Source organism: Rufibacter sp. XAAS-G3-1 (assembly GCF_013623775.1).
In the GTDB taxonomy this organism is placed as follows: domain Bacteria; phylum Bacteroidota; class Bacteroidia; order Cytophagales; family Hymenobacteraceae; genus Nibribacter.
In genome coordinates, this window is record NZ_JABFAM010000005.1 from 22,541 (window position 1) to 43,505 (window position 20,965).

12 protein-coding genes are annotated in these 20,965 nt (G+C 49.9%); 9 read left to right on the top strand and 3 right to left on the bottom strand.

The genetic code is table 11. The annotated features are described in order from the left end of the window. The first annotated feature begins 33 nt into the window (after positions 1 to 33). From mnmG to HHO50_RS04445, 4 genes are all read left to right on the top strand, one after another. The gene (gene mnmG, locus HHO50_RS04430) at positions 34 to 1,896 is read left to right on the top strand and encodes a tRNA uridine-5-carboxymethylaminomethyl(34) synthesis enzyme MnmG (protein ID WP_181304805.1); all 1,863 of its coding nucleotides are present in this window, start codon (positions 34 to 36) and stop codon (positions 1,894 to 1,896) included. A 1-nt stretch (position 1,897) separates the two neighbouring features. Then, positions 1,898 to 2,785, top strand: coding sequence for a class I SAM-dependent methyltransferase (locus HHO50_RS04435; RefSeq protein ID WP_181304806.1), 888 nt, complete (start codon positions 1,898 to 1,900; stop codon positions 2,783 to 2,785). Between the two features lie 67 nt (positions 2,786 to 2,852). Continuing rightward, complete coding sequence (locus HHO50_RS04440; protein ID WP_181304807.1) at positions 2,853 to 4,442, top strand: Ig-like domain-containing domain; 1,590 nt, start codon at positions 2,853 to 2,855, stop codon at positions 4,440 to 4,442. A gap of 572 nt (positions 4,443 to 5,014) precedes the next feature. Continuing rightward, complete coding sequence (locus HHO50_RS04445; protein WP_181304808.1) at positions 5,015 to 5,494, top strand: hypothetical protein; 480 nt, start codon at positions 5,015 to 5,017, stop codon at positions 5,492 to 5,494. A gap of 807 nt (positions 5,495 to 6,301) precedes the next feature. Here the strand turns inward: HHO50_RS04445 and HHO50_RS04450 are convergent. Next, the gene (locus tag HHO50_RS04450) at positions 6,302 to 7,708 is read right to left on the bottom strand and encodes an inorganic phosphate transporter (RefSeq protein WP_181304809.1); all 1,407 of its coding nucleotides are present in this window, start codon (positions 7,706 to 7,708) and stop codon (positions 6,302 to 6,304) included. Positions 7,709 to 7,950: 242 nt separating this feature from the next. Here HHO50_RS04450 and HHO50_RS04455 point away from each other — a divergent pair, with 242 nt between their 5' ends. Then, on the top strand, positions 7,951 to 9,447 hold the full coding sequence (locus HHO50_RS04455) for a glycine--tRNA ligase (protein ID WP_181304810.1): 1,497 nt from the start codon (positions 7,951 to 7,953) through the stop codon (positions 9,445 to 9,447). Positions 9,448 to 9,769: 322 nt separating this feature from the next. On the opposite strand, the gene HHO50_RS04460 is transcribed toward HHO50_RS04455, so the two are convergent. Then, positions 9,770 to 10,855, bottom strand: a complete 1,086-nt coding sequence (locus HHO50_RS04460) for a dipeptide epimerase (protein ID WP_181304811.1) — start codon at positions 10,853 to 10,855, stop codon at positions 9,770 to 9,772. 598 nt (positions 10,856 to 11,453) lie between these two features. Between HHO50_RS04460 and ileS the strand changes: the two genes are divergently transcribed. Together ileS and HHO50_RS04470 are read left to right on the top strand one after the other, a co-directional pair. Further along, positions 11,454 to 14,948, top strand: coding sequence for an isoleucine--tRNA ligase (gene ileS / locus HHO50_RS04465; RefSeq protein ID WP_181304812.1), 3,495 nt, complete (start codon positions 11,454 to 11,456; stop codon positions 14,946 to 14,948). Positions 14,949 to 15,047: 99 nt separating this feature from the next. Then, the gene (locus HHO50_RS04470) at positions 15,048 to 15,665 is read left to right on the top strand and encodes a lipoprotein signal peptidase (protein ID WP_181304813.1); all 618 of its coding nucleotides are present in this window, start codon (positions 15,048 to 15,050) and stop codon (positions 15,663 to 15,665) included. 53 nt (positions 15,666 to 15,718) lie between these two features. Here the strand turns inward: HHO50_RS04470 and HHO50_RS04475 are convergent, their stop codons facing one another. Continuing rightward, a complete protein-coding gene (locus HHO50_RS04475) occupies positions 15,719 to 16,210 on the bottom strand; it encodes a hypothetical protein (protein ID WP_181304814.1) in 492 nt (163 codons plus the stop codon). A 363-nt stretch (positions 16,211 to 16,573) separates the two neighbouring features. Here HHO50_RS04475 and HHO50_RS04480 point away from each other — a divergent pair, with 363 nt between their 5' ends. Continuing rightward, complete coding sequence (locus HHO50_RS04480) at positions 16,574 to 18,397, top strand: ABC transporter ATP-binding protein (protein WP_181304815.1); 1,824 nt, start codon at positions 16,574 to 16,576, stop codon at positions 18,395 to 18,397. Positions 18,398 to 18,591: 194 nt separating this feature from the next. Continuing rightward, entirely contained in the window at positions 18,592 to 20,940 is a 2,349-nt protein-coding gene (gene rnr / locus HHO50_RS04485; RefSeq protein WP_181304816.1) for a ribonuclease R, read from the top strand. Positions 20,941 to 20,965: the final 25 nt, after the last annotated feature.

The window sequence follows — 20,965 nt, forward strand, 5'->3', positions numbered from 1 at the left end:
TGTTTCACGTGAAACATCACACTAATCCACACTATGTTCACAAGTTATGATGTAATAGTAGTTGGGGCGGGACATGCCGGGTGCGAAGCAGCACATGCGGCCGCCACCATGGGATCGAAAGTACTACTCGTAACCATGAACATGAACACCATTGCCCAGATGTCCTGCAACCCAGCCATGGGGGGCGTGGCCAAAGGGCAAATAGTGAGAGAAGTAGATGCCTTGGGCGGAATGAGCGGAATCATCACAGATAAGACTATGATTCAGTTCCGGATGCTCAATATGTCTAAAGGCCCCGCCATGTGGAGTCCCCGGGCCCAAAGCGACCGCATGCGTTTCGCGGAGGAATGGAGAATGGCGTTGGAACAAACACCCAACATAGATTTCTGGCAAGAGATGGTCTCTGAAATTTTGGTGGAAGATGGCCAGACAGTAGGAGTAAAGACCAGCTTAGGAATCGAGATCAGAGCCAAAGCCGTAGTCTTGACCAATGGTACCTTCCTGAACGGCATCATCCATATAGGGGAGAAAAAATTGGGCGGCGGCAGAGCTGCCGAAAAATCTGCGAAAGGCATCACTGAGCAATTGGTGTCTTTGGGTTTTGAAGCCGGACGTATGAAGACCGGAACTCCACCACGCGTAGACGGCCGCAGCCTGAACTACGAGGTGATGGAAGAGCAGAAGGGTGACGAGAATCCTTCCAAGTTTTCTTACACAGATACCCCAGCACTCCAGAACCAGAGAAGCTGCTACATCACCTATACCAATTCTAAAGTCCATGACATCCTGAAAACCGGGTTTGAGAAATCGCCCATGTTTCAGGGAAGAATTCAGGGATTGGGCCCGCGTTACTGCCCGTCCATTGAAGACAAGATCAACCGCTTCGCGGAACGCGACCGTCACCAGATCTTCGTGGAACCGGAAGGCTGGAGCACCGTGGAAGTGTACGTGAATGGTTTCTCCAGCTCTTTACCCGAAGATGTTCAGTTGAAAGCCCTTCGGGAAATACCAGGATTTGAGAATGCCAAGATGTTCCGGCCAGGTTACGCCATTGAATACGACTTCTTCCCGCCTACCCAACTGAACCTGTCGCTGGAAACGAAGTTAGTGGATAACCTCTACTTCGCAGGCCAGATTAACGGTACTACCGGATACGAAGAAGCCGCTTGCCAGGGCCTTATGGCAGGAATTAACGCCCATAACAAGGTGCATAACTTAGAACCGTTCATCTTGAAAAGATCAGAGGCCTACATAGGTGTTTTGATTGATGATTTGGTAAACAAAGGTACAAACGAACCGTACCGCATGTTCACCTCGCGCGCCGAGCACCGCATCTTGTTGCGCCAGGACAATGCTGATCTTAGGTTAACCGAGAAAGGCCACCAATTGGGTCTGGCCTCAGAAGAGCGTCTGCAGAAGGTGAACCGCAAGAGACAAGAAACCCAGGAAGTGCTGGCGTATCTGCAGCAGAAAGGAATAGAGCCGGAAGAAGTAAATGCCATGTTGCTGTCTTTGGACTCAGCCCCAATCAGCGAAAGAGCCAAAGCGGGTAATCTATTGAAGCGCCCCAATGTAGAACTGGAACACTTGATGCAGTCCTCAGAAAGCCTGAATTTGTTCCTGAGCAAATATTTACCAGACAGCCTGGAGCAGGCGGTGATTCTTTTGAAATATGCCAGCTATATTGACAAAGAAAACCAGATGGCCTCTAAAATGGAAGAACTGGAAAACTACCGCATCAAAGATCGGCTGGACTACAAAGCCATCACCGCGCTTTCCAACGAAGCCCGTGAGAAGCTGCTGAAAGTACAGCCAGAAACCCTAGGACAAGCATCTCGCATCAGTGGCGTATCTCCCGCAGATATCTCTATTCTGATGGTATATTTAGGAAAATAGAATGAGCTACGAACGGCTAGACCATTGCCCCATTTGTTCCAAAACAGAGTTTAAGAATTTTCTAGTAGTACAAGACAAAAGCGTTAGCCAGGAGAGTTTCGTGCTAGTGCAGTGCCTCAATTGCCAGCTCAAATTCACGAACCCACGTCCGCCCGAAGAAAGCATTGCGCCTTACTATGCTTCTGAGGAGTACATCTCGCATTCAGACACCAGCAAAGGTTTGCTAAATAAAACCTACCGCTTGGTTCGGTCTATGGCCGTCAAGAACAAAGTAGAGTTGGTGAACCGGTTGGGAAACAAAGGCAAGATGCTGGACTATGGCTGCGGCGTGGGGTACTTCCTGCAAGCCTGCCAAAAACAAGGCTGGGAGGTAGAAGGAGTAGAGCCCAACGAAGCCGCTAGAATACAGACCGAGGTGAAAATAGGCAAGCCGCTGTTTCAGGGCCCTTTGGAGAATTTGGGCCAGGAAACGTTTGAAGTAGTAACCATGTGGCACGTGCTGGAGCATGTGCATACGTTAAATGAAACCTTGAAAGCTCTGGTGAATGCCACCAAAACCGGAGGTCATTTGGTCATTGCCGTTCCTAACGCAGATTCCTATGATGCCAAGAAGTACGGGGCCAATTGGGCGGCGTATGATGTACCCCGGCACTTGTACCACTTCAACAAAGCCAGCATGCAGCGGCTTCTGAAGAAGCATAGATTGGATTTGAAAGAAGTACTGCCCATGAAGTGGGATTCTTATTACGTGAGCATCCTGAGCGAAAAGTTCAAGCATGGGCAAACCAAGATGCTGGACTCGTTTTTCACGGGTTTCAGGTCTAACCTGCACGGAGCTAAGAACGACAACTCTTACTCCAGCCAAATCTTCATCGCTCAGAAAAAATAACCAGATACACTAAGCGCAATGACCTTACAGTTCTCCCTGTAAGGTCATTTCCATTTTAAAGCCGAAAATGAAAAAACAGCTTATATACGCCTTAGCAGGCATTGCTTTGTTCTTAAAAGGATGCGCCAGCATCAGTAGTCCAGAGGGGGGAGCCAAAGATGTAACCGCCCCCAAATTAGTCATGAGCTATCCGCGGGATGGGCAAACCAACGTAAAGCCGGAAGAAATCTCCTTAACCTTTGATGAAGCCATCCAAACCGTTGACTTAACCCGCCAACTCATCATTGCTCCCATTACAGACAATACCTACAAAAGCAGAGTAAAAAACGCAACGGTGCAACTCACCTTCACCCAGCCCTGGCAAGAGAACACCACCTATAGCCTAAACTTCAGAAACAGCCTGGCAGACATTACGGAGAAAAACCCGGCCCGTGACATGGTCATTACCTTTAGCACCGGCTCCTTCCTTGACTCTGGTAGAGTAACCGGAAGCGCTAATCTGGTATTTAGCAACACGCTGCCGAAGGAGATAAACGTACTGCTGTATCCGGTAACAGATACGTCGCAGGTAACCAAAGGCCGCCCGCTGTACGTGACCAACACAGACTCCACCGGAAACTTCACCTTCAAAAACATCAAGGAAGGCGACTACTTTATCTACGGTTTAGCAGAAACCAACAACAACCTGCGGTATGACAATGAGAAAGAATACATCGCCTACACCACAGATACCATCAAAGTAAGGCCAGCGGCCGAGGGAATTCAGCTGCGGCTGCACACCCAGGATGTCACCAGGCCCAACGTAATCTCCAGAAGAAGCTTCCTAAACGTGTTTGAGGTAGAATACAACGAAGGAATCGCCCAGGCCAACGTCACCGCCCCAGACAATGACCCTAACATCAAATGGCTCATTGGCAACAACGGGAAAACCCTGCGCCTGTTTCCGGGCAGCCCTGCCGAAAAACAGTGGCTGGTAGAAGTGCAGGACAGTGCCAGCAACGTTCGGCTAGACACTGTGGCCGTACGGCTCAGCGGAAAAGCGGCTCCCCGAAGAAACAACAGCTTTGCGGTGGCTAACGGAGCCACCATTAAGACCGGAGAACAGATCAGGCTTCAATTTGAAGTACCCACTAAAATTGTTGATCCGGCCGGTGCCTTTACGTTCTTGCTGGACTCTACCACCACCGTCACCACCAAAGACACCGCAGATTTCCGCTTCAACCAGGAAACAACGGAGCTGCTTTTAAGACTCCCTTTGCCGGCCAAACAGGAAATCTCCATTACCATGGATACCACCAAAGTAGTGCCTTTCATTGGAGATAGGTATGCCAACACCCCCCAGAGACTACAGATAAACGACAAAGTAGACGTAGGTAGCCTCAAGGTCATGCTGGCCACCGCGCAGGAGAACTTCATAGTGCAGCTCATGAGCCAAAACACCATGGTACGGGAAGCGAGGAACCAAAAAACCATTCTATGGGAAAACCTGAAACCCGGTGCTTACCAAATCAGGATACTGGTAGACGCAAACGGCAACGGAAAATGGGACAACGGGCTTCTGAGCGAGCGCAGATTACCTGAGCCCGTCGTGCTGCCGAAGGACATCTGGGAGATCAGGGCCGACTGGGAAATAGAGACCCAAACCATAGAATTCTAGCGTGGAAACCAGGTGGATAACTGTGGACAAGATTCTGGATAAGACGCGGGCAAGTCTGATAAACCAAAAACCAAAAACCAGAAATTCTACGTTCACAGCCTTAATTGTGGGTGAGCGTTCATAAAAACAGAAAATCCTGGAAGTTATGCACGTGCGTATAAACGTTGGCTGCTTTCCACCGGTTTTAATGTGAAGAAGTGGAAAGTTCACCTAAGTACCTGACAGAGACAGAAAAAGAATCCACAGCAGTGGGGGAATAATTGGGACTACTGAGAGGATATTCCAGAAGTGCGGGGAAAACGTGGGGAGAAGAAATTTTATCCACTTCTGCACAGCCCTAATGACGAACAAGATTCTTTTTAAGAAAAAATCATTTTATAATAGATATCAAGTTGACTCCGTGGAAAAGTGGGAAAAGCCCGCAGACCGGGAAAGAGAAAAGGGAGCTGGGGCGCGGCGCGGATTTTCCGGAAGGGGCCACCCGGCGGGCAGAATGTGGAAGAACCGCTATTTTTGACTAGTTTTAGGAAAATCAAGCCGGAAACGGAACCACCATATAACCAATAGAAACTATGGAACAGGACAGAGAACAATTTGACCACGAGATAAAATTAGGATACGGAATAGGCGACCTGCGCTTCGGACTGAACATGGACGACGTAGAGGAGATCATGGGCGAGCCCGAAGAAGTGGAAGAGTCTGACGAGGAAGACGAGTTTGAGCACAAGGCCTGGAATTACTGGGATAGCGGCTTTTCCTTCTACTTTGACAAAGAAGACGACTACCGCCTGAGCTGCATAGAAACCGCCAACCCCAACGTGACCCTGTTTGGGCAGAAGATCTTTGAAATGAGCCAGCAGGAAGTGGAGCAGTTGTTCAAGGAAAACGGCGTGCAGAACGTAGAGAAGGAAAAAATTGAGAACAACGTGACCTGCCTTTCTTACGAACGTGAGATGATTGACCTCTACTTTGAAGAAGGCAAGCTACTGGCCGTCAACTTCGGGGTACACATGGATGATAACCTGGAAGTTCTCTGGCCAAAAGAAGGCTAAAACAGAAAATACGAGTAACCAATCAGACAAAAGAACCGCCATGAGCGGTTCTTTTGTTTTTATCACTTCGCTGCGGGTGTTTTAAAGCTGATTTTCCTAAAATAGCCTTAAAACAACAAGATTCTTACTCTCATGAATAAGCCGCTTTTATGTATGAGAGGAGAAAAAGAAAATTTTTTCCGGTTCCACGAAATTTCCGTGGAACAACCAGTCTGGGGCATTGGTGTCAGAAGCCCTTTAAACTGCTTTAAAGCCATCAAACTGAAAACAGCGAGCTCTGGTGAGTAAATCCTAACGTCGCTTCGCAGAAGGTCTGAAAACACGAATTGATTTTAAGGTTCCGCGTTTTGCTAGAAAACAGCTTAAATCAAAAGTTTGGGTATGGGCCAGAGATACGTTTGCGGGTTAAAGGCCAATTGATAGTAGTTCATTTTTAGCCTCTGCTTGGAACTGACTTCTTTGGAGAGATTTGCAGGTGCACGCCTTATGCTGTTCCCTCGGTTTGGCTGTTATTGCGTGGGTGCAAATACTTTGCTGTTTCATCTTTGGCGGTATGCGCTCATGGCCGCGGGGCCCCGCGTCTTCCCCTCTCGCACTGCCTGTCTCTCTTAGTTTTGCCTGTCCAGGGCCAAAAGCGAGGTGCGCTCGGGGAAGACTGGAACTGGAGAAAGGAGCAATAGTGGTGATGCTGGAGTTTGGCTAATAACTCTGCTCTTTCGGATTTATCAATCTGCGGCGGTAACCACAAACCAAAAGAGCCGCCTTAGAAATGAGGCGGCTCTTTTGAATCGGAGATCTTAATATGATTTAAGCGAACATCCAGCGGAAAAGCAGGAACAGTGTTCCCGATAGGAACATGGAAACCGGCAGAGTCAAGACCCAGGCCAGGGCAATGTTCCGGATGGTGCCGGCATTCAGGTTTTTGATGCCTTTGTTGGCCACCATACTGCCCGCGATACCGGAAGAAAGGATGTGCGTGGTACTTACCGGCAGCTTGAAAACGAACGTGGAGAACCCAATCACGCTGGCAGCCATAAATTCGGCTGAGGCTCCCTGGGCGTAGGTTAAGTGCTCTTTGCCTATTTTCTCACCAATGGTTTTCACAATGCGCTTCCAGCCAATCATGGTTCCAATCCCCAGGGAGAGCGCAATCATCATGATCACCCAATCCGGGGCGTAGTCCGTGTAAGAGCGCATACCGGTTACGCCTGCCATCAACTGGTCACGGTCACGCTGACTTAACGTGATGTCAGGGCTGTCCATGAGTTTATCGGTGCCTTTGGTGATCAGAAGGATGTCGCGGCGCAAGATAAAACGGCTGTCTTGGGGCAGGCTGCTCATGTTAGGATTGGCCGTGAAGATGCTTCTCATCTCACTTACTTCCTCGTTCAGCAGGTTCAACTGCCGCGCATCTGAGGCCGAGAGGACGGTGCTGTCTACTTTCACCAGAATCTGCTCTACTTGGGTAATAGAATTTCTTAAACCGGCGGGGTCTTTTTCAATATCCAAGGCGTAATAAGAAGGCACAATGGCAATCAAGATCAACATAACCAAACCAACGCCTTTCTGGCCATCATTGGAACCATGGAAAAACGAAACCAGCGTACAGGTAATGATCAGGATAATCCGGATCCAGAGGGGAGGGGCTTTGCGTTTGTGGGGCTCTTTGAAAATAGCCTTGTTCTTTACAAACCGTTTCAGAATAAACATCAGGAAAACGGTTAAGGTGAAGCCCAGGAAAGGAGAGACAAGCAAAGACATCCCCGTTTTGGTGGCCTCAGACCAGGCGAAAGAAGCCTCGGTGGTGGAAGGCAGAAGAGAATAGGCAATCCCTAACCCTAGAATAGAGCCAATGAGGGTGTGGGAGCTGGAAGAAGGAAGACCGTAGTACCAGGTGCCCAGGTTCCAGAGAATGGCACTTATCAATAAAGCCCCAATCATGGCAATCCCGTGCCAAACGTCCTGGTCAATGAGCGTTTCAATGGGCAGCAGGTACACAATTCCCATGGCCACGCCAATTCCGCCGGCAAAAACGCCAATGAAGTTCCAGAAACCAGACCAGACCACGGCCGCCCAAGGGCGAAGGGTATTGGTGTAAATAACGGTGGCCACAGCATTAGCCGTATCATGGAAACCGTTCACAAATTCAAAAGCACACGCGGCCAGTAAGCAAATTACCAGCAAGATCAACAGATCTGTTTCTAATCCGAACATAATGTAATATAGGTGAGAAAAAGGTGCCAAAAGTAAAGGATTAAATTCCTGGTAATGTTACCGAATTGTTAAGGAATGTTTCCTCTGCTAAATTGTGACGGAGTAAAAGTACGAACTAACCACAAACCCATTTCATACTCTGGCCGCTTGACAGAACATTTAAGCGGCAGATGCGGTATCTCTCTAACCAAAGCAATACGGTGTTTTAGAAAAGTGCCAACGAAACCTCTATATTTGCGCCCATGAGCACACCTGAGAAAACCACAGAAAACGCACAGTTAAAAGACATCATCTCGCACGCCAAAGAATACGGTTTCGTGTTCCCCTCCAGCGAGATCTATGACGGTCTGCAAGCCGTGTATGATTACGGCCAAAATGGGGTGGAGTTGAAAAACAACCTCAAAACGCTTTGGTGGAAATGCATGACCCAACTGCACCAGAACGTGGTAGGCATTGACGCCGCCATCTTCATGCACCCCAGCACCTGGAAAGCATCGGGCCACGTAGACTCCTTCAACGACCCCATGGTTGACAACCTGGATTCCAAGAAGCGTTACCGCGCCGATGTGCTGCTGGAGGAGAAAGCCGCCGAGTACGAGAAGCAAGGCGATGTGGAAAAAGCCCAAGCGCTGCTACAGGAAATGGGCCGTTTGCTGGGTGCCGAAGATCTGAAAGGCGTACAGCAATTGATTATCTCAGAAAACATAAAGTGCCCCATCTCAGGTACTTCCAATTGGACGGAGGTGCGCCAATTCAACCTGATGTTTTCCACCCAGGTAGGCTCGGTGGCCGAAGACTCCAGCACCATTTACCTACGGCCCGAAACCGCCCAGGGAATCTTCGTGAACTTCCTGAACGTGCAGAAATCTGGCCGTATGAAAGTGCCCTTCGGGATTGCCCAGATAGGCAAAGCGTTCCGGAACGAGATTGTGGCCCGCCAGTTCATCTTTAGAATGCGCGAGTTTGAGCAGATGGAGATGCAGTTCTTCGTGCGCCCCGGCACCGAGATGGAATGGTACCAGCACTGGCGCACCATGCGCCGCAACTGGCACGAGGCGCTGGGCGTGCCTACTGAGAAACTCCGTTTCCATGACCATGAGAAACTGGCCCACTACGCCAACGCCGCCGTAGACATTGAGTTTGAGTTCCCGTTCGGTTTCAAAGAAGTAGAAGGCATCCACTCCCGCACCGACTTTGACTTAACCCAGCACCAAAACCTGAGCCGCAAAAAGCAGCAGTACTTTGACAATGATTTAAACGAAGACGGCAAACCTTACGGAAACTACGTACCCTATGTGGTGGAAACCTCTGTGGGCGCCGACCGTCTGTTTTTGATGACGCTCTGCAACGCCTACCAGGAAGAGGAAATCACCGAAGGCGAGAACACCAAGACCCGTACCTTCCTGAAATTCCACCCCGCCATTGCCCCGGTGAAAGCCGCCGTGTTCCCGCTCGTGAAAAAAGACGGCCTGCCCGAGAAAGCCATGCAGATTTTCGATAACCTGAAATTCGATTTCAACATGATCTACGAAGAGCGCGACGCCATAGGCAAACGCTACACCCGCCAGGATCTGATCGGAACCCCGTTCTGTATTGCCGTTGACTATGAGACGTTGGAGAACGACACCGTCACCGTCCGGGAGCGCGACAGCCGCGAGCAGAAGCGTATGCATCTCTCAGAACTCCGCCAGTACATCGGCGATGCCGTAAGTTTCAAACGCATCTTCGAGAAATTGTAATTGTGCGTTTTAGGCCTGTTTTTAGAAAAACAGGCCTAAAGCAGAAAATACAAAAAAGGCCTTTCCAATTTGGAAAGGCCTTTTTTGTTGTGGAAAAGTATATTGCCTGTAGGGGCGTATCGCATACGCCCAATGCGCCTGCCACCGGCAGTTCAGTTGCATCAAGGAATTAAAGCTGATTGCGTACGCGTACGCGAATAGATCAGGAATGCTGGGCGTATGCGATACGCCCCTACCATAAAATGCGTCCACTTCTTTATTCCTGTTTTTAGGCTTGTTTTTAGAAAACAGGCTTAAAACGCACAATTGAATTAAACGTCATCTACAAAGCCTCTGCCAACCAAACCCCATGCCCTGCAGTTCCTGCATCAAGTCTAATGTTTTCTCCCTCTTGCTGAAAGCCGCCCGTAAACGGATGCTCCGCAATAAACAAAGGCGTATCCAGATCCACGAAATCAAACCCGCCAATGCCCGCGGCGAAGTGAGCCGAGAAGGTCATGGCTAGAATACTTTCCACCATGCCCCCAATCATCAACCCCAATCCGTGCACCTGGGCCAAAGCCGCCATCTGCAATGCTTCCAGCACCCCGCACTTCATCAATTTTATGTTGACAACCGAGGCACTTTGGTCTTGCGCCAGCCGTGCCACGTCGCTGGCACTACGCGCCGATTCGTCTGCCGCAATGGGGAAAGGGCAGGTGCTTGCCAACACGGCCAAGTCTTCCCAAGATTCACGCGGAAGTGGCTGTTCCAGTAAGATAACCGGGATTTTCGATTCCGACAGACTGTGCACAAACCGCTGGGCACGCGGCAAATCATAACCGCAATTTCCGTCCACAATCAGTTTAGCGGTAGGGGCAGCCGTGTGGATAGCTTGTAGGCGGCGTAGGTCATACTCCACATCCACTCCTTCGGTCTTCACCTTTATAATAGAGAATCCGCGTTCCACGATTGACTTGGCAGAAGCCGCCGCATGGGCCTCATCTCCGGCGGTAATGGTGAGGTCGGTGATTAACTGAGTTTTTGCTCCGCCAAAGAAAACGTACAGCGGCATCTGGTAATGTTTGCACAAAGCATCCAAGACCGCCATCTCCAACCCGCAGCGGGCGGCGGGCGCCTGTGGTGCGAGTTCATCCAATTCTTTAGCCAGGGTGCGCCAGTTTTTGACATCTTTCCCGAGCAGGTGGTTTTCCAACTCCTGCAACACCGCCAAGGTACTTTCCTGCGTCTCGCCGCTCACCGCCGGGAAGGGAGCCGCCTCGCCCAGCCCAAAGGTGCCATCGGCGAGCTGTACCTGCACCACCACATTCTCTACCTGGTACTGGGTGCCCGTAGCAATGGCGAAAGGTTCTAGCAAAGGCAAATTCAGCGGTTGATAACTGACGGAGGTAATCAGGGTGGAAGACATGGTTATATGTTTATAAGTGTGCTGGCAAAGAAACAAAGAAAGGAAATGCTGCGGTTAAGAAAATGGCGAATAAAATCTGTTAAGGCAGAAAGCTGAGAAGTTATCCTGTGAAAAACTGTATTTTCCGTTTCCAGGCTGATTTTAGAAAAACGGTTCTAAAACGGAGAGTTTTCAACGGTATCTATTCTGCTCTGGTAAACTTTGGCTAGTAGTGCTAGAAAAGTGATGATTTCACTCGCTTGCGTCCCGCGAGTGTGAGGTACCTGCGGCCTCTGGCCGCTTTAGATAAACAAAGAGGGGGTCAGAGGCCACAGAACCCACACGCGTCTGAGAGGCAAGCTCGCGCCAACGGAGAGAATCATTTAACCAGCGCATTCCTATTTTAAGCCTGTTTTCAAAAAAACATCCCTAAAACGGAAAAAAGCGTTGGAATCCATTCACAAGTTATTTATTGTTTAACTTTGCTTTATTATGCCTTGCGGGAGATTGTTTCTTTCAGCACGTAAAGCTTTAGCTAGTATTTGCTTTGACAGAATACCTTTTCAGAAGCGATACTATTATAATAGAATAACACCTACCACATCCTATAGACAAAAAGGTGAAGTACAACGAGTATAAACAACTAGACTATGCGGGTCTGGCCGAGGAGGTGAGAGCCTACTGGAAGCAGAACCGCATCTTTGAGAAATCGGTGGAGACCCGGGCGGGTCAGCCCACTTTCGTTTTTTATGAGGGGCCACCCTCGGCCAACGGCGCACCGGGCATTCACCACGTGATGGCCCGCGCCGTGAAAGATATTTTCTGCCGCTACAAAACCCTGCAAGGGTTCCAGGTGCAGCGCAAAGGCGGCTGGGACACCCACGGTCTGCCCATTGAGTTGCAGGTAGAGAAGGAACTGGGCATTACCAAAGAAGACATAGGGAAAACCATCACGGTAGAGGAGTACAACGCCCGCTGCCGCGAGACCGTGATGCGCTTCAAAGACCAGTGGGACGACCTCACCGAACGCATGGGCTACTGGGTAGACCTGAACAATCCGTACATCACGTTTGAGAACCAATACATAGAGTCTAACTGGGCGCTGCTCAAAAAGCTCTATGACAAAGGCTACCTGTACAAAGGCTACACCATCCAGCCGTTCTCTCCGGCGGCCGGTACCGGTTTGAGCTCGCACGAGTTGAACCAACCCGGCACGTACCGCAACGTGAAGGATACGTCTATTGTGGCGCAGTTCAAGATTATCAACAATCAGAAATCAGCGTTTCTATTTGAAGCTGCCGCAGAGAACTATTTTCTTGCGTGGACAACTACGCCTTGGACGCTTCCCGCCAACACCGCTTTGGCAGTAGGTAAGAACATCAAGTACGTGCAGGTGCAAACCTTCAACCCATACTTGTACACACCAGCTACGGTGATTCTGGCCAAAGATTTATTGGGTCAATACTTCTCTCCTAAAGCTGCCGAGTTAGAACTGGAGGCCTACCAGCCCGGTGATAAGCTAATTCCGTTCAAAGTTCTGGGTGAGTTCACCGGTGAGCAATTGGCCGGAGTTGAGTACGAGCAACTCATGCCATATGTGCAGCCAGATAAACCAGCCTTTAGAGTATTGATCGGTGATTTCGTGACAACGGAGGATGGTACCGGTATTGTGCATATCTCGCCAACGTTTGGGGCCGATGACTTTAGGGTAGCCGCGCAGAACGACATTCCGGCATTGTTGGTAACCGATGAATTCGGGAAGCCAACACCGTTGGTGAACCGCCAAGGTCGCTTCGTGAAAGAAGTGACGGACTTTGCCGGCATGCCGGTGAAGAACTATGACGGCCTGGACGAGAACGATAAAGAATACAAGAGCACCGATGTTCTTATCGCCATCAAACTGAAAGAAGAAGGAAAAGCCTTTAGAGTTGAGAAGTACGAGCACAGCTACCCACACTGCTGGCGCACCGACAAACCCGTACTTTACTATCCGCTGGATAGCTGGTTCATCAAAACCACGGCAGTGAAGGCACGGTTGATTGAGCTGAACAAAACCATTAACTGGAAACCAGAGTCTACGGGCTCGGGTCGTTTCGGGAACTGGCTGGAGAACCTGGTGGACTGGAACCTGTCGCGCTCGCGCTACTGGGGAACGCCGCTGCCTATCTGGCGCACCGAGGAAGGCGACCAGGAAATCTGTATCGGCTCCGTGGCCGAGTTAGACCGCGAGATTGAGCGCAGCATTGCCGCCGGATTCATGACGGAGAACCCCTTGCGGGCAGCCAAAAAAACTGTGGAAAAACCTACGGGCCCTAAAGCTGAACATGAGGTTAATACCTTATTGGAGTTTGCCGGTGAGTTTGTGCTTAGCCCCACCGGAACCGAGGAACCACGCGCTGAGCTAGGAATTACTGATTTCAACTACGAAGGCTTCGACCTGCACCGCCCGTACGTGGATAACATTGTGTTGGTAAGTCCGAGTGGCAAACCTATGAAACGTGAGTTAGACCTCATTGATGTGTGGTTTGACTCCGGTGCCATGCCCTATGCGCAGTGGCATTACCCCTTTGAGAACAAAGAAACCTTTGACGCTAACTTCCCGGCAGACTTCATCGCCGAGGGCGTGGACCAGACCCGTGGTTGGTTCTTCACCCTGCACGCACTGGCCGTAATGCTGGAAGACAGCGTGGCGTTCAAGAACGTGATCGCGAACGGTCTGGTGCTGGACAAGAACGGAAACAAGATGAGCAAGCGCCTCGGCAACGCCGTTGATCCGTTTGAGACCATCGGCCGCTTTGGCCCCGATGCCACCCGCTGGTACATGATTGTGAACGCGCCACCCTGGGACAACCTCAAATTCAACCTAGACGGTATCACCGAGGTACAGCGCCGGTTCTTCGGGACCTTGCAGAACACGTACTCGTTCTTCGCGCTGTATGCCAACCTAGACGGCTTCACCTTTGAAGGCGAAGAAGTACCGGTAGCGCAGCGCACCGAGAGTGACCGTTGGATCATCTCCCGTTTGAACACGCTGGTGAAAGAAGTGGCTGGCTACTTTGATGATTACGATCCTACCAAAGCGGCCCGTGCCATCCAGGAGTTTGTCGCCGATGAGCTGAGCAACTGGTACGTGCGCCTCAACCGCAAACGTTTCTGGAAAGGCGAGCTGAACCAAGACAAACTGGCCGCCTACCAAACGCTGTACACCTGCCTGGAAACCGTGGCGAAACTGGCCTCACCGATTGCGCCGTTTTACATGGATCGTCTGTTCCTGGATCTAACCCATGTGAGTGGCCGGAGCAAATCAGAGTCGGTGCATTTAGAGTTGTTCCCACAGGTACAGGAAAACCTGATAGATGTAGATTTGGAGCAACGCATGCAATTGGCGCAGAGCGTTTCGTCTTTGGTGCACTCGCTGCGCAAAAAGCACATGATCAAAGTGCGTCAACCGTTGAGCCGTATCTTGGTGCCCATCTTAGATGAGAAGATGAAGACGCAACTGCAAGCGGTGGAAGATCTGATTCTCTCTGAGGTGAACGTGAAGAGCCTGCAGTACCTGGAAGACACCACGGGCATTCTGGTGAAGAAGATCAAGCCTAACTTCAAGCGCTTAGGCCAGGTATTTGGGCCGAAGCTGAAATTGGTGGCTGCGCAGATCCAACAGATGAGCCAGGAAGACATTGCCAAGATGGAACGCGAAGGTTTCTTTGAGATTCCGGTGGAAGATGACACCACGGTATTGAGCCGCGAAGATGTGGAGATCATGTCTGAGGATATACCCGGTTGGTTGGTAGCTTCTGAGGGAGCGTTGACCGTAGCGCTGGATATTACCATTACCGAAGAACTTCGTCTGGAAGGGATGGCCCGTGAGTTGGTGAACCGCCTGCAGAACCTGCGCAAAGACAGCGGTTTGGATGTACAAGATAAAATAAGAGTGTTCCTGCAAGGTGGCAATGAAGAAGTGGCCGCCGCCGTTCAAGCTTTTGGGGGGTATATCTCTGAAGAAGTACAGGCGGTGGAACTGACCTTGGTACCAACTTTAACGGAAGCAGATGCCGCCGTGTTGGACATGGAAGGATTCAGTTTGCCGGTACGCTTAGAAGTAGCCAGGTAATATTCCGCTTGCTCAGGAATTAAAATGAAGATTGAACGCCAGCCGTTTAAGGCTTCTTTTCAGAAAAAGAGGCTTAAAACGGCAGGTAAAACCTTAATCATGAAGTATACTAAATATTATCTGGTTGCCTTGCTGGTAATCGTCATTGACCAGGCCGTGAAGATGCTGGTGCACAACAACATGCAAATGGGAATGGCTGGTCAGATTCCGGTATTTGGGGATTGGTTCAAGCTGCATTACACGCTGAACCCCGGCATGGCCTTCGGGGTGGAGTTGGGCTCAGACTACGGCAAGATTATCTTAACCGTCTTTAGAATGGTAGCAATGGTGGCCATTGGGTATTTAGTATACTACTTAGTGCAGCACCGTTACCCTAAAGGTTTGATCTGGTGCGTAGGCTTAATCTTGGGCGGTGCTGTAGGCAACCTGATTGACAGTGTGTTTTATGGGGTTTTACTGGACAATGCTCCGTATGGTGTTTCTACTCCGTGGCTGCACGGGCAGGTGATTGATATGTTCTACATTGATATCTGGGAAGGTATCTTGCCACATTGGATTCCTATCATCGGCGGAACGCCCATGTCTTTGTGGCCAATCTTCAACATAGCAGACGCCGCTATATTTGTGGGGGTTTTGATTATTATCTTCAATCAGAACCGGTTCCTGAACCATCCGCCCGCCAAAGAGAAACACGAAATCAATATTGTGGAAGCATAAAAAAGAGGGCTGTCTGGCAAAGGCAGCCCTCTTTTTTATATAACTGTCTAGACCTAGAAAGAATAGCCCATGTTCACTTGCATGGCAAAGATGGATGTTCCTTGGTCATACATATAACCAGAAGCCCTCAAGCCAAAGAAAAGACGGTTATCATTGAAGAAGTCGGTTTCAACCACTAGTTTCCCACCTATATCTTTTTCTCTGATATGGGCAAATACATCACCAGGAGCTAAGCCAGGCGTAGTGACAGTCCCTTCGGGAACACCTCCTCTAACCAAGTCCAGTTCTGAACGCCTTCTTACGGCAGGCCCAACCCCAAATTTAATCGTGTACCTGCCTGTCTCGGTGATATCATAGAAAAGGGAAGCATCAAACATGACAAAGGCTTTTCTGGAGGTAAAAAGCAGTGCTTGCTTATCATAGCGGGAGGAACTGAGGTACTCGCCAGAAAAGGCAACGTGTAAATGGTCGGTTAGTTCGCGGGTATATTGCTGGGAGAACAACGCGCCGCTGTTATCGCCTTCTAAGATATACGCAAAACCCACCCCGGTTCTAAAATGGTTTGGATAACGGTGCTGGGCAGAAGCACTGGGTACTAAAAAAAGGAAGAAGAACCCTGCTAAAGCACTTTTTAGAAAAAAGGTGCGTAGGGAGTGAACGTGTTTCATAAGACTTTAATAAAGACGAAAGAAAGGGTATAGGGCAAAATGTATTGTGAATACTTAGGTTTAATTATTTAAGTTGTGTCTTAAAATAAATTAGGGGTAGGGAAAGCCTTTGGAAGTTCTCTGGGTAAACCCAACATTGCAGCTACTCAGGCAATCTGTTCCTTAAAAGGCTAACCAGAAGTAAGGCCTTCAGGCACTTTTTCTGGACTGAATTCAACTTATACCACCACATAGGGTAACATGGCTTTCTCCGCTCCTTTATTACAGGTAACTGATTTGAGCATCAGCTTTCAGGGCAGGCAGGGAGAGGTGCAGGCCGTAAAGGATATTTCTTTCCAGGTCAGGAAAGGGGAAGTTGTAGCTCTTGTGGGTGAATCGGGCTCAGGCAAAACGGTGACGGCCTTGTCATTGATGCAGCTTTTGCCATCTGTTGGGGTACATACCTCTGGTACAGCTTTATTCAACTTTCCGCAGTTAGCCTTAGTTGATCTACTTACCCTTACAGAGAAGCAACTACAGAAAGTAAGGGGCAAGGAGATTGCCATGATCTTTCAAGATCCTATGTCTTCGCTTAACCCAGTTATCTCCTGTGGAAAACAGGTGGCCGAAGCATTGCTGATTCACCTGCCTATTTCCAAAAAAGAGGCTTATTTACGTACGATCGCCCTTTTTGAGTTGGTAAAGCTTCCGGATCCAGAAAAGGTTTTCAGGAGTTTTCCACACGAGCTTTCCGGCGGGCAGAAGCAGCGCATCATGATTGCCATGGCCATGGCCTGTGAGCCCTCGCTCTTGATTGCCGATGAACCAACCACCGCCCTGGATGTAACCGTGCAAGGGGGTATTTTACAATTGCTAACAGAACTACGCTTAGAGAAACAGATGGCCATGCTGTTCATCTCCCATGATCTTGGGGTGGTAGCCCAAATAGCCGACCGTATCTTGGTCATGTACCAAGGCCGGGTAGTGGAAGAAGGTTCAGTGACGCAAATCTTCTCCAATCCTCAGCACCCGTATACCAAAGCCTTGCTCGCCTGCCGTCCTACTTTAAAGACCCAGGTGGCAGTGTTACCTACCGTCTCAGATTTCATGGCAGTAGACGCTCAGGGAAATATCCAGGATAAAAGCCTGTCTGAGTTACCTCCTTTGAAAGTGGTGGAGAACCAACAAGCCAAACCCATTGATTCAGGGAATTCACATACGCAAAGTGCCTCCCGGGAGCCTCTCTTGAAAGCTCAGGATATCCACGTGGAATTCACCAGAAGCAGAATGTTCTTCTGGCAGAAAAAAGAGCCCATAAAAGCGGTAAACGGAGTTTCCTTTGAAGTTTTCCCGGGCGAGACCCTGGGCATTGTGGGCGAATCTGGCTGTGGAAAAACCACGTTAGGCAGAGCCTTATTACGGTTAATAGAACCTACCCAAGGAAAGGTAGTTTTCAACCGAAAGGATTGGGCCACGTTGCCCAAAGAAGAGCTAAGAAAAAGCCGCAAAGACTTCCAGATGATCTTTCAAGATCCCTTGGCTTCGCTCAACCCCATGATGAAAATAGGGGAGTCTATCATGGAACCCATGCAGGTGCATCAGGTGTTACATACCCAGCGGGAAAGAAAGCAGCGCGCCATAGAGTTATTGGAGACCGTCAACCTTTCACCCGAACATTTTCACCTTTATCCCCAAGAATTTTCCGGCGGTCAATTGCAGCGCATCTGCATTGCCAGAGCGTTGGCGCTGGAACCCACGTGTATCATCTGTGATGAGATAGTATCGTCTTTAGACGTGTCTGTGCAGGCGCAAGTCTTGAACCTGCTCAACCGTTTAAAGCGCGAGCTTAACCTCACGCTCCTCTTTATTACCCATGACCTGTCTGTGGCTAAGTTCATGTCAGATCGCCTGTTGGTGATGGACAAAGGCCAGGTTGTGGAGCAGGGCCCCGCGCAGCAAATTTTCTCTTCTCCGCAGCAGCCTTACACCAAGGCCTTGCTCCAGGCTATTCCGGCCGGAGAACTTACTGATATTTTAGCGGCGCAAGAGAAACGAAAAACGTACAATGCAAGTATAGACGAATAGGTATATTTGCAAACGCCTCCTCCGCAAGGGCGTTTTTGGCCTATTTTCCTAAAACAAGGGCGTAAACAGCAAAACATAAATGCTTTCATAGGGAGTGGAAGGAAAGCAGGAATGAAATAAAACAGGTAGCGGAATTCGCTGCCGCCTAGGTTCTGCGCTTGAAAACAGAGCCTATGAATAATTGAAAAGAATTAATGGAAAGAAAAAGAAGAGGCCCGGGTGCCGGCAGAGATTCAGCCCCGCGGTCTGGTAACCCCAGAAAAGATAAAGGCGCTCCCCGCCGTGAAAAAGGAGGAACATCTGGAAGACGCAGCGAAGGCGGAGCAAACACCGGCGACGTGTCTAGAGAGATACTATTGAATATTTTTATCCAGGAGCCTAAGAAAGTTTTCACGTACCGTCAGTTGCATCGCCGCCTAGGCATCACCGCGAAAGAAGGCCGTGAGGAAGTATCTGGGCTTCTGAAAAAGATGAGCAAAAACGGTGAACTGATCTTTCTGCCAGATGACTCCTATATTCTCAACCCTGAGTTCAGAGAAAGTCTGGAAAGAAGCACCAACCGACCAGAGCGCAGCAGCCGGAGAGAATCTGAGCGCGGCGCGGCCACCGTCTCCCGTAGAGGCGGGCCTACCATTGTAGGCAAGGTTGATCTGGCCAATGCCCGCCACGCCTACGTGGTAAGCGAAGAAAGCGAGCAGGACATCCGCGTTCCGGTAGAGCGCCTCATGTTTGCCATGGACGGTGATACCGTACGCGTGCAACTGCGCCGCAGCCGCCGGGCCAACGAGCGCCCAGAGGGTGAAGTGGTAGAAGTGATTCAGCGCCAGCGCGAGGAAATTGTGGGCCGACTGCAAATGTCAAAGGGCTACGGTTTTATTGTGCCTGACCAGAAACGCATGTACTTTGATGTATTTGTGGGTGAGCGCGGCCTAGCCGATGCCAAGCACAACGACAAAGTACTGGTGAAAGTGACCGATTGGCCAGAAGACCCCGAGAAGAAACCTACCGGTGAGATCATCCGGGTGTTCGGCCCGGCCGGGGAACACAACGCTGAGATCCACGCCATCATGGCCGAATTCGGTTTACCGTTCGAATTCCCTGAATCAGTGGAGAAGGAGGCCGAGGCTATTCCCGAGGGAATCACCCAGGAGGAAATTGCCAAGCGCCGTGACTTTAGGGCCATCACTACGTTCACCATTGACCCCGCCGATGCCAAAGACTTTGATGATGCGCTCAGCATGCGTCAATTGGAGAACGGCAACTGGGAGATAGGCGTGCACATTGCCGATGTGACCCACTACGTGCAGCCTGGTAGCAAGCTGGAGAAAGAGGCTTACCGTCGCGCCACCTCGGTGTATCTGGTAGACCGTACCATTCCTATGTTGCCAGAGCGCTTGTCTAACGGCCTGTGTTCTTTGCGGCCGCATGAAGATAAACTCACGTTCTCAGTGGTGTTTGAGATAGATGACAACGCCAAAATCCATGAGTACTGGATTGGCCGCACCATCATTCACTCAGACCGACGGTTCTCCTACGAAGAAGCCCAGCAGGTGATTGAAACCAGCGAAGGTGACTTTTCCCAGGAAATCCTGAAGCTGAATGAACTGGCCAAGAAATTCAAAGACAAACGCTTCCAGAACGGAGCCGTGAACTTTGAAACCATTGAAGTAAAATTCAAGCTGGATGAGAACGGCAAGCCGCTGCATTTGTACGTGAAAGAACGCAAAGACGCGCATAAACTCATTGAAGAGTTTATGTTGCTGGCCAACAAATACGTAGCTGAGCATGTGTACAAGCAACGCAAAGGCAAGAACAAACTGCCAATGGTGTACCGTACGCACGGCGCCCCAGACCCAGAGAAATTGATGAACTTCTCTATGTTTGCGCGCAGGTTTGGCTATAAAGTTGAGTTAGAGGAAGGCCGTGACATCTCCAAAGAGCTGAACAAACTAGCCGACCAAACGCTAGGCAAGCCCGAGCAAAGTGTGCTGCAAAGCCTGGCTATCAGAACCATGGCGAAGGCCAAGTACAGCACCGAGGAGGAAGGCCACTTTGGTCTGGCGTTCGCGCACTACTCGCACTTTACGTCGCCTATTAGAAGGTACCCAGATATGATGGCGCACCGGTTAATTCACCAGTACAGCCAGAAAGACTTTACCGCCGAGAAGGAGGAATTTGAAGAGCGCAGCTTGCACTCCTCAGACATGGAGAAGCGCGCGGCAGATGCTGAGCGGGCTTCCATCAAGTTCAAGCAGGTAGAATACATCAGCGGCTTTATTGGGCAGCAGTTCAAGGGCATTGTCTCTGGTTTAACAGACTGGGGCATGTACGTAGAGATTGAGGAGAACAAATGCGAAGGCATGGTTCGCCTGGCAGATCTGCAGGACGATTTCTACGAACTGGACGCTGCTAACTACCGCATCATCGGGCAGAACAACAAACGTATTATCTCGTTTGGTGATGAGGTGATCGTAGAGGTGAAAGCGGCCAATGTATTGGAGCGCACCATTGACCTCACGTTAATTGATACCGTGAAGAAATAAGGAATGGACGTGAAGGCGTTTCCGG